Origin of the sequence: Nostoc sp., from assembly GCF_041747015.1 — a bacterium.
GTDB lineage: Bacteria > Cyanobacteriota > Cyanobacteriia > Cyanobacteriales > Nostocaceae > Nostoc.
Genome location: NZ_JBGTFY010000287.1, coordinates 1 through 11,268 on the forward strand (window position 1 = coordinate 1; position 11,268 = coordinate 11,268).

Annotated in this window: 6 protein-coding genes and 1 pseudogene; 6 read left to right on the forward strand and 1 reads right to left on the reverse strand. The window is 45.1% G+C overall.

The window, feature by feature from the left end:
• The 5 genes from ACEW80_RS23495 to ACEW80_RS23515 all read left to right on the forward strand — a co-directional run.
• On the forward strand, positions 1–2,319 hold a 2,319-nt coding region (locus tag ACEW80_RS23495), incomplete at its 5' end, for an amino acid adenylation domain-containing protein (RefSeq protein ID WP_373528906.1).
• The gene (locus tag ACEW80_RS23500) at positions 2,316–6,413 is read left to right on the forward strand and encodes an amino acid adenylation domain-containing protein (RefSeq protein ID WP_373528907.1); all 4,098 of its coding nucleotides are present in this window, start codon (positions 2,316–2,318) and stop codon (positions 6,411–6,413) included. The genes ACEW80_RS23495 and ACEW80_RS23500, both read left to right, overlap by 4 nt.
• Before the next feature lie 33 nt (positions 6,414–6,446).
• Positions 6,447–7,784, forward strand: a complete 1,338-nt coding sequence (locus tag ACEW80_RS23505) for an MFS transporter (RefSeq protein ID WP_373528908.1) — start codon at positions 6,447–6,449, stop codon at positions 7,782–7,784.
• A gap of 21 nt (positions 7,785–7,805) precedes the next feature.
• Positions 7,806–8,954 (forward strand): 4-hydroxyphenylpyruvate dioxygenase, encoded by a 1,149-nt coding sequence (gene hppD / locus ACEW80_RS23510; protein ID WP_373528909.1) that lies wholly within the window; start codon positions 7,806–7,808, stop codon positions 8,952–8,954.
• Positions 8,951–9,895, forward strand: coding sequence for a hypothetical protein (locus ACEW80_RS23515; protein WP_373528910.1), 945 nt, complete (start codon positions 8,951–8,953; stop codon positions 9,893–9,895). The genes hppD and ACEW80_RS23515 overlap by 4 nt, the downstream gene beginning before the upstream one ends.
• A gap of 341 nt (positions 9,896–10,236) precedes the next feature.
• Here the strand turns inward: ACEW80_RS23515 and ACEW80_RS23520 are convergent, their stop codons facing one another.
• A complete protein-coding gene (locus ACEW80_RS23520) occupies positions 10,237–10,629 on the reverse strand; it encodes an HNH endonuclease (RefSeq protein WP_373528911.1) in 393 nt (130 codons plus the stop codon).
• Positions 10,630–10,730: 101 nt separating this feature from the next.
• Here ACEW80_RS23520 and ACEW80_RS23525 point away from each other — a divergent pair.
• A pseudogene (locus tag ACEW80_RS23525) lies at positions 10,731–11,268 on the forward strand (ISAzo13 family transposase); the annotation flags it as partial.

Consider the following 11,268-nt stretch of genomic DNA (forward strand, 5'->3'; position numbering starts at 1 on the left):
AGTTTCCGGGAGTTACTGGCGCGGGTGCGTGAGGTAACTTTAGGAGCTTATGCCCACCAAGATTTGCCCTTGGACAAGCTAGTAGAGGAACTAAAGCCTGAGCGCGATTTGAGCTATACACCATTGTTCCAGGTGATGTTCGTGTTGCAGAATGCCCCTATGCCACCACTAGAGCTAGAGGGTTTGACCTTAAACCTTTTGGAGTTCGAGAGCGGGACGGCAAAGTTTGATGTAACCTTGTATGTGGAAGATACCGAGAAAGGACTGAAGGGTTCGCTAGAGTACAATACAGACTTGTTTGATGCTGCTTCCATCGCACGAATGGCAGAGCATTTGCAAACCTTGCTAGAGGGAATTGTTGCCAATCCCAATCAACGACTGTCAGATTTACCTCTTCTGAGTGCAACTGAACTACAACGGTTATTAGTAGAATGGAATGATACCCGAGCGGACTATCCTAAGGATGTTTGTATACATGAGCTATTTCAAGCTCAGGTGGAACGATCACCTGATGCTATCGCAGTGGTTTTTGAAGGAGAGCAACTGACATACCAGCAGTTAAATTGCCGTGCCAATCAGCTAGCTCACCACCTACAAACTTTGGAAGTTGGGCCGGAAATCTTGGTAGGCATTCATGTAGAGCGTTCCATTGAGATGGTAGTGGGATTGTTGGGGATTCTCAAAGCTGGTGGAGCTTATGTGCCAATAGATCCAGCTTATCCCCAAGAGCGTTTGGCTTATATACTGTCAGATTCCAAGGTGTCAGTGTTACTGACGCAGAAGCACTTAGTTGCTAAACTACCGACCCATCAGACTCGTGTGTTCTGTTTCGATGTTGATTGGAAGTTGATCTTTCAAGAGAGTGAGGAGAATCTGGTCAGTAAAGTTCAGTCAAAGAATCTGGCCTATGTCATTTACACCTCAGGTTCTACAGGAAAACCTAAGGGAGTGCTTGTCACACATCAAAATTTGGTGCAATCGACGTGTGCTCGTCTTTGTTATTACAACGAGCCAGTAACACGCTTTCTGTTAGTTTCATCGTTTGCTTTCGATAGTTCAGTTGCAGGCATCTTTTGGACATTATGCCAAGGTGGAATACTTCAGTTACCACAGCACAATGCCCAGCAAGATCCTTTAAAGCTTAGCCAATTAATCGCTCAAACTCATGTTTCACATTTACTAACTATTCCGTCTCTGTACGCACAAATTTTGGCACAAGCGCTACCACAACAGCTTGTTTGGATGCGTACCGTTATTGTCGCGGGTGAACCTTGTCCAAGAGATATGATTGGACTACATGGGGAGCGGCTGCCGCACACATCTCTTTTTAACGAATATGGACCAACAGAGGCAACAGTTTGGAGCAGTGTGTACAAATGTCGATCCCAGGAACAAACAATACATACATCTATTGGTCGTCCTATTATTAACACACAAATCTACATATTAGATTCTTATCTCCAACCAGTCCCCATTGGGGTTGCTGGTGAACTGCACATCGGTGGTGTCGGTTTAGCTCGAGGCTACCTCAACCACCCGGAGTTGACCCAAGCGAAATTCATCCCCAACCCTTTCAGCGATGAACTAGGAACCCGCCTCTACAAAACAGGGGATTTAGCTCGTTACTTACCGGACGGCAACATTGAGTTCCTTGGGCGTATTGATAACCAAGTGAAGATTCACGGCTTCCGCATTGAACCCAGAGAAATTGAAGCAGTAATGCTCCAACACCCCAAGGTGCAGGAAACTATAGTCATCGCTCGTGAAGACCAACCGGGCAACAAACGTCTGGTGGCTTATGTTGTCTTAAACCAGGAGTTCACATCCATAACCAGTAACCTGCGTCGATTTCTACAAAAGCAATTGCCCGATTACATGATTCCTTCAACATTTGTGGTATTGGAAGCTCTACCGTTAACGCCCAATGGGAAAGTAGATTGCCGCGCCCTGCCAGCCCCCAGTCAAGCCAGATCCGAATTGGAAGAAACTTTTGTCCCTCCGCGTACCCCCCTTGAGGAAGTGCTGGCAGGAATCTGGGCTGAAATCCTCAAACTAGAGCGGGTTGGCGTTTACGATAATTTCTTTGAGTTAGGAGGACACTCTTTACTAGCAACCCAAGTCATCTCCCGTGTGAGAAAAGCATTCCAGGTAGAACTGCCCTTAAACCAGCTGTTTGAGTTACCTACGGTGGCAGATATTGCTGAGGCGATTGAGAAGCTCAAAGAGAATAATACTAAACTTCAAACCCCAATTATAGTGCCAGTTTTTCGTGAAGCTGGTCGCATGAAACTATCTTCTCTTATTAAAAAAGACCAATGACACAGGATTTTTCTGACCCCCCCCTAATGGCTGATGAGAACGAAATTGATACTTCTGAACAAGATATCTTCGTATTTCCTGCATCTTTTGCCCAACAACGGCTGTGGTTTCTTGACCAGTTGCTACCTGGCAAATCTTTATATAATATTCCTGCTGCTTTACGCCTAAATGGTGCGCTCAACGTGGCATCACTGGAGCGGAGCTTCAATGAAATTGTGCGGCGTCATGAAGCCTTACGCACAACTTTTATACCTGTAAATGATGAACCAGTTCAGGTGATCACCCCAGCTTTCCACTTGACACTGCCATTGGTGGATCTCCGAGAACTCCCTGAGACTAAGCGAGAAGCTCAAGCACTGAGGCTGGCTATTGAAGAAGCACAACAGCTCTTTAACCTAGCCCAAGGTCCCTTGCTGCGGGCTACCCTGCTGCAACTGGGCGAGCAAGAGTATGTGCTGCTGTTTACCATGCACCATATCATTTCGGACGGCTGGTCAATGGGGGTACTAATCCGGGAACTGGTGGCTCTCTACGAGGTTTTCATTAGCGGCACGCCTTCGCCATTACCTGAACTATCTATCCAGTATGTAGACTTTGCTATTTGGCAGCAGCAGTGGTTGCAGGGTGAGGTTTTGGAAGCCCAACTCGCCTATTGGAAGCAACAACTGGCTGGTGCTCCGGCTTTTCTCGCTCTACCGACTGACCGTCCACGCCCCCCTGTTCAAACCTTTCAAGGTGCAACCCAGTCCTTCCAATTGCCCAAATCTTTGTCTGTTGCACTTAAGGCGCTCTCGCAGAGTGAGGGGGTGACCCTATTCATGACGCTGCTAGCGGCGTTCAAGGTGTTGCTGTACCGCTACACTGGGCAGTCAAACATCTTAGTGGGTTCGCTGATTGCCAACCGTAACCGTGCTGAGATAGAAGGGTTAATCGGCTTTTTTGTCAATACCCTAGTTTTGCGTAATGACCTATCTGGTAGTCCGAGTTTTTTAGAATTGCTCCAACGGGTACGAGAAACAACACTATCAGCTTATGCCCATCAAGATTTACCCTTTGAAAAACTCGTGGAGGAACTCAAGCCACAGCGTGACCTGAGCTATACTCCCTTGTTTCAAGTAATGTTTGTGTTGCAGAATGCCCCAATGCCAGCATTGGAGATCGAAGGGTTGACTCTGACTCCGATGGAATTTGACAATCAGACAGCGAAGTTTGACTTAACGCTGTCGATGATGGAAACTGAGCAAGGATTGCAGGGGTCGTTACAATACAACACAGATTTATTTGATACTGCCACTATTACCCGAATGTCAGGGCATTATCAAACATTGCTTCAGGCGATCGCGGCTGATCCTCAACAACCAATCACGACTTTACCAATATTGATCAACAGCGATCGTCACTTACTTGGAGAGTGGAATTATACCCAGCAAGACTATCCCCAAGATCAATGTGTCCAGCAGTTATTTGAGACTCAGGTAGAAAAAAACCCCGATGCTCTAGCAGTTGTTTTTGGTAGTGAGCAGTTAACTTACCAACAACTAAATCAACGTGCTAATCAACTGGCGCATTATCTCCAAACTTTGGGTGTAGGGGCGGAAGTACTGGTAGCAATCTGCGTCGAGCGTTCTTTAGAAATGGTGATTGGGCTGCTAGCTATTCTCAAAGCTGGCGGAGCATACTTACCGCTCGATCCAGCATATCCGAATGAACGCCTATCTTGGATGTTAACAGATGCCCAACCAGCAGTGCTATTGACCCAGAAGCAACTGATTGACAAGCTACCGGAACACCAAGCCCATACAGTTTACCTGGACACCTATTGGTATCACACCCAAGAAAGCCAACAAAATCCGATCTGTGCTGCTAGCATTGATAACTTGGTTTACGTGATTTATACTTCTGGCTCCACAGGCCGACCCAAAGGAGTCCAAATCACTCATGCAGGACTGCTAAATCTGGTGTATTGGCATCAACGTAGTTATCGAGTAACACCAGATGACCGAGCAACTCAACTCGCCGGAGTAGCATTTGATGCATCTGTCTGGGAACTTTGGCCTTATATTACCGCTGGTGCAAGTGTATATTTACTAGAAGAGGAAATTCGTACTGCACCAGTGCAACTGCGAGATTGGCTGATATCCAAAGGAATCACCATCAGTTTCTTGCCAACACTATTAGCAGAGAATATCTTATTGTTGGATTGGCCAAAGAATCTGGCTTTACGCATCTTGCTGACTGGTGGAGACAAACTGCATCATTATCCTTCAAGTTCGCTACCGTTCAAGTTGGTCAATAATTACGGTCCAACGGAAAGTACAGTGGTTGCAACTTCTGGCTTGGTTCCAGTTAAGGAAGAATTTAACACCAGCCCAGCGATCGGGCGACCGATCGCTAATACGCAGATTTATCTTTTAGATGCTAATTTGCAACTTGTACCCATTGGTGTTCCAGGTGAGTTACATATCAGTGGTGCTGGTTTAGCTCGGAATTACCTCAACCGCCCAGATTTAACAAATGAGAAATTTATTGCCAATCCCTTTAGTCAAGAATCAGGTGCAAAGCTTTACAAAACAGGAGACTTAGCTCGCTACTTACCAGATGGAAACATTGAGTTTCTGGGGCGAATCGACAATCAGGTGAAGATTCGTGGCTTCCGCATCGAGTTGGGTGAAATTGAAGCAGTACTGAGTCAAAACCCCTTTGTGCAAGATGCTGTAGTTATTGTCTGGGGAGAGGTTTCAGAGGATAAGCGCTTAGTGGCCTATGTCGTTTCCCACCAGGAGCAGCGCCCCACAGTCAATGAACTCCGGCACTGGTTACAAAAGCAACTACCTGAGTATATGGTGCCAGCAATCTTTATGTTCCTCGATACCTTACCATTGACTCCCAATGGTAAGGTAGACCGCCGTAACCTACCGACTCCAGAACTAATCAATCCTGAATTGGAAAGCATTTTAGTGGCTCCTCGGACTCCGACTGAGGAGAAACTGGCAGATATCTGGGCGCAGGTTCTCGGTCTGGAGCGGGTTGGCGTTTACCACAATTTCTTTGAATTGGGGGGACACTCCTTGCTAGCTACCCAGGTGATTTCTCGGATACAACGTGAGTTTCGAGTGGATTTACCTTTGCGAAGTTTATTTGAATCTCCAACTTTAGCTGGTTTAGCTGAGACGATTGAGACAGTCTGTAATACAAAGCAGAGTTTGCAAGCACCGCCGATAATTGCGATCGCTCGCAATCGCAATAGTAGTGTCTTACGCCAGCAAAGTGTTTCCCCGTATCGATCTCCCTTGGTAGCAATTCAGCCTGTCGGCACAAAACAACCTTTGTTTTGTATCCATGCAGTTGGGGGAAATGTTTTTTGCTACATGGATTTGGCGCATTATCTCGGTTTAGATCAACCATTATATGGGTTAAAAGCACCAGGTCTAGAAGGGGAACAAGAGCCATACACTCAAGTTCAGGAGATGGTATTTCACTACATCCAAGCAATACGCAGCATTCAGCCAGAAGGTCCATATCTGTTAGCGGGTTGGTCGATGGGGGGCATCTTGGCTTTTGAGATGGCGCAGCAGTTACACGCACAAGGGCAAAAAATAGACTTACTAGCTGTGTTAGATGTAAAGGCAATGACTTTTAGTGACAAACCTGCAACAAAAGATGATGAGAATCTGTCAATACTCAGCAATTTTGTGCAAGAGCTAGGAGTTTCACTGGATAAACTCAGTTTATCTTTAGATTACTTCTTCCAACTCCAACCCGACGCGCAATTAGTCTATGTTTTTGAGCAAGCAAAGATTTCTGATCAACTGTTTTTTGATCTCGATCTGCAATTAGTTCGTCATCTGTTTCACGTCTTTAAAACCAATGTCCAGGCGATGTGGAACTACAGACCGCAAACCTATTCAGGTCAGATAACGCTTTTGAAAGCTCAAGAACAGCTTGTAGAAGAAGATTCCCAAAACTCAACAATGGGTTGGGACAAATTGGCTCAGTCAGGGGTAAATATTCATGTAGTCCCTGGTAATCATTACACCATGCTGAGAAAACCCCATGTCGAGTTCTTGGCAGAGCAGTTGAAAACTTGCCTTTAACAGAATACAGATGAATTAATTAAGATGAATGAGATGCCTGAATGGACTACAGCTTATAGAATCAGAGTCTTCAACCTGATCTGGTTAGGACAAGTGATTTCGATCATCGGTTCCACACTCACGAGCTTTGCATTGGGTGTGTGGGTTTATCAAAATACAGATTCAGTGACCCAGTATGCACTCATTTCTTTATGTACAATCCTACCAGCAATTGTAATTTCGCCCCTGGCTGGTTCATTAGTTGACCGTTGGGATCGGCGCTGGGTGATGATTATCAGTGACTCTGGATCTGGACTCAGTACACTGGCGATCGCCCCGCTACTCTTGTTCGGTCGGCTGGAAATTTGGCACATTTACTTAGCGGCGATCGCCGCCTCTATCTGCGGTGCTTTTCAGATGCCAGCTTATACTGCTATGACAACTTTGCTGGTGCCTAAGGAGTATCTAGGGCGAGCTAGCGGTATGAGTCAGTTGGGATTGTCGGTAGCGCGGCTGATTTCACCCTTGCTGGCAGGTTTGTTAATCGAAACCATCCAGATGCAGGGTGTGATTCTCCTTGACTTCACCACTTTTCTGTTTGCCCTGTTAACGCTACTGCTCGTCCGCGTTCCTAATCCCAAAACTACCTCAGCACACCAAGCAGAAAAAAGCTCATTGCTAGAAGAGGCTGCTTATGGTTGGAATTACATCATGGAACGGCCTAGCTTGCTAGGACTGCTGACTTTCTTCGCTATCAGTAATTTCCTGGTGGGAGTTATTTGGGTGTTGGCTACCCCCTTAGTGTTATCTTTCACCTCAGCTACCGTACTTGGGATTGTATTGTCTATAGGGGGTAGCGGTATGCTGATCGGCAGTTTGGTGATGAGCGCTTGGGGTGGACCGCAACGTCGGGTTGAGGGAATGCTTGGCTTCTCCATACTGGGTGGGCTATGTATTGCGATCGCCGGGCTGCGTCCTTCTGCCTGGTTATTCGGCGTTGCTGTATTTTTATTCTTCTTAGGTAGACCGATTATTGGTGGTTGCAACCAAGTGATCCTGCAAAAAAAAGTTGCACCTGATGTACAGGGAAGAGTATTTGCTTTGAGTCAAATGATCGCAGGGGCAGCATTACCACTTGCTTATCTGATTGCCGGACCTTTGGCCGACAAGGTTTTTGAGCCACTACTAGCTACTGATGGACCACTAGCTGGAACCATCGGTAAGCTGATTGGCGTTGGTTCAGGACGCGGTATCGGTCTGTTGTTTGTTGTTGTTGGGATATTCACTATGCTAACTGGGGTTGCAGCTTATCAATATCCGCCCCTGCGACTGATAGAGAAGGAACTACCAGATGCGATCGTTGACGAAGCAGAAGCAGAAATTAAAATTTGAATTAGTAAATCAAGATGTTAAATGATGCTAAATATAGAAACACCTCACCAAGGCTGGAGTCAGCACAAGGTTATATACCGACAACCAGAGGAAGTTCTCGACCTCAAGGGCATTGATTACATTGAATTGTATGTTGGTAACGTGCCGCAGGCAGCACACTTTTATCGCACCGTATTTGGTTTTACCCCAATTGCCTATGCTGGTTTAGAAACACGAGTGCAAGACCGAGTATCAATTGTTCTCGAACAAGGTAAAATTCGGTTGGTGCTCACAGGGGCAATTGGCTCAGACAATGCGATCGCCGAGTATGTCAAGTTACATGGTGATGGTGTTAAAGATATTGCGTTTAGGGTGAATCATGCAACGCAAGCTTTCGAGTTAGCAGTCAGGCGGGGCGCACTACCAATCAAGCAACCAACAGTATATGAAAGCCAGGAAGGGCGCGTGGTTGTAGCTACAATTGCTACCTATGGTGATACTGTACACTCTTTCATTGAGCGTCATGCCTACAATGGTGTTTTCTTCCCGACTTATCGAGCCATTGAAGAACCACCACCTGTTGTTTCTACGGGTCTGAGTGCGATCGACCACATCGCTGTCAGCGTTGAACAAAGTACTTTAGAGCATTGGGTTAATTTTTATTGCTTATTAGACTTCCATCCAATTCAACACGAGATGGTTGCCACCGAATACAGTGCCATGAATTCTAAAGTGGTTCAGAATAGCACAAGTAACATTAAGTTTACAATTTTGGAACCAGCTACAGGTAAAAGCTTTTCCCAAATTGAAGAATATCTCGCTTTCAACGGCGGATCTGGGTCGCAGCATATAGCCTTTTTAACCGACGACATTTTTAGCACAGTCCGAGCTTTGCGTGCCAATAATATAGAATTTTTGACTATACCTGATGCATATTATGAGATGTTAAAAGAGCGGATCATCGATATTGATCGCGATTTGATAAAAGTGTTGCAAGAATTGCAAATCTTGGTTGATTGTGATCAATGGGGATATCTCATGCAGATATTTACCAAACCATTCCAAAACCGTCCAACTTTATTCATGGAAGTCATCCAACGTCAAGGCGCTCGTGGCTTTGGTAGTGGTAATATTAAAGCGCTTTTTGAAGCGATTGAGCGCGAACAGTTCAAAAGAGGAAATATTAGATGAAACGCAAATTAATTAACTGTATTCTGGTTTTACCAACATTAGGAGTACTAGCTTTTGCTGATGCGGCAGGGGCGGCAACCCTCTATGTTTCTGGATTCGGCTCCAATAGCATACAACAATATGATGGTACAACAGGAGCCTTGACCGGTACCTTCGCTACAGGTGGCGGTTTGAGCGGTCCAGAAGGGTTAGTCTTTGGCACAAATGGCAATCTTTATGTCAGCAGCAGAGGTACTAACAACGTTCTAGAGTACGACGGTAAAACAGGAGCCTCCCTCGGTATCTTCGCACAGGGCAATGGGCTGAACGAGCCTACTGGCTTAAAGTTTGGCACAAATGGCAATCTCTATGTCAGCAGCTTAAGTACTAACAACGTTCTAGAGTACGACGGTAAAACAGGAGCTTCCCTTAGTACCTTTGCCCAAAGCAGCACTCTTCGAGGTCCCGCGGATTTGGTCTTTGGTTCTGATGGTAACCTTTACGTAGCTGGCTTTTTCTCCAGCAACATTGAACGATACGATGGCAAGACGGGAGCCTTTATCGGTAGCTTTGGGGAAGGTAGTGGACTAGCCAATCCCACTGGGCTGACCTTTGGTTCAGACGGTAATCTTTACGTCAGCAGCTTTTTGAGCAATCAAGTCCTTAAATACAACAGCAAGACAGGAGCCTTCCTTGGCATCTTTGCTGAGGGTGGTGGGCTGAGTGGTCCTGACGGGCTAGCTTTTGGCCCAGACGGCGACCTTTATGTGAGCAGCTTTTTGAGCAACAAAGTCCTAAAATACAACGGTAAAACAGGAGCCTCTCTTGGTATCTTTGCCCAAGATGGGTTGGTTGCACCCACAGGTCTAGCTTTCTCTCCTACACCCGTTCCAGAACCTAGTTATACGTTGGAGTTATGGTTATTTGGTAGTTTAATTGGCTATTGGTTGCGTAAAAAATAAGCTGTTATATGATGTGTCGATCCTGGAAGGTATAAGGATAGGCTCTACTATGGAAATGCCCAAAACTTTTGCCGTTATCTCGATAAACATCGTGATCGCATGATCAATTCTGAATACCAATACCTCTGCCAATTTACGAGGGTTCAACACCTGTCGAAACAGGATGAACACGTCCTAAAGAAGTAAGCTTGGCAAAAATGTGGGTTAATAAAATAGGCATCACCGTGGTCGGGTAGCAGGACTATATGGCAGGACTGTGGTCGGGTAGCAGGACTATATCGCTATAATCCCGCCCCCTCAGAACCGGACTTGCGCCTTGCAACGCATCCGGCTCAAGCAAGTCATAAACTACAAATTGTTCCAGAATGTATTTGCTGATGGCAGTACAGATGTACGAGTTGTAGGTTGCCGTAATTGTCACCACCACCCTGAGATTTTGGCTTTTTATGATGAAGATGTAACTCCTCATCATTTAATAAAGATTCCCCGCATACAGGACAGACATATTGTTGCCTTTGGGCTATCTTCTGCCTACTTTTGATTAATTCGGATTTAGTTTTAGCTTCTTGCCGTTTAATCCAGTAGTCCCTTAATTTTGGGTCATCGGGTGATGATTTACCTTTAACAAGAATGTGCCTTTCAATCTTGAAGCAAGCAAATTTCAACATATAGGCTCCGGTTTGTTTAGGGACTTCCAGAAAATAAACTATTCCATCAGCAATAATGATAATCATTTTAAAGGGGGATGAAGGGGCTGCCGACGGCAGCCCCTTCATCCCCCTTTTGTAGTAATTTGAATAATGACGCTTGTTTTGGAGTGTGGTAACTGGTGGCTATAGTATTAACTGATTCTCTCAAAAAGTTGTTAATTGAAACTGCATCTCAATTATTTGGTGCAGCAAAGCGTAAATTTATGGCTTCGACAGTTCAGGGCTTAGGTTTAGGAGGGCAAAGGCTTGCAGAATCAGAATTAGGATGGAATCGAGATACTATTAGGAAAGGGATAAGAGAATTAGAAAGCGGTATTACTTGTGTTGATAACATGAGTGGCAAAGGACGTTATAAAGCAGAAGAACATTTCCCAAATCTTTTAGAAGATATAAAAAATATAGTAGATTCACATTCGTCTTATTGACCCTAGTTTTAAAAGTCAAAGACTATATAGCAGACTAAGTGCTGCCGAAGTCAGAAAGCAACTAATAGAAAAATATGGTTATAGTGACGAAAAGTTACATACATCAGAAACAATTCGAGTCAAATTAAATGATTTAGGTTACAAGCTAAAAAGAGTAAAGAAAGTTCAACCTCAAAAAAAATTCCACTTTCCTGATGCAATCTTCGAGCAATTAGACATAGTTAATATTGACGCTTCG

What these genes read in the sequence shown, in the direction of transcription:
- ACEW80_RS23500 (WP_373528907.1), top strand. Translation starts at nt 2,316, where the DNA reads ATGACACAGGATTTTTCTGACCCCCCCCTAATGGCTGATGAGAACGAA.
- ACEW80_RS23505 (WP_373528908.1), top strand. Translation starts at nt 6,447, where the DNA reads ATGCCTGAATGGACTACAGCTTATAGAATCAGAGTCTTCAACCTGATC.
- hppD (WP_373528909.1), top strand. Translation starts at nt 7,806, where the DNA reads ATGATGCTAAATATAGAAACACCTCACCAAGGCTGGAGTCAGCACAAG.
- ACEW80_RS23515 (WP_373528910.1), top strand. Translation starts at nt 8,951, where the DNA reads ATGAAACGCAAATTAATTAACTGTATTCTGGTTTTACCAACATTAGGA.
- ACEW80_RS23520 (WP_373528911.1), bottom strand. Translation starts at nt 10,629, where the DNA reads ATGATTATCATTATTGCTGATGGAATAGTTTATTTTCTGGAAGTCCCT.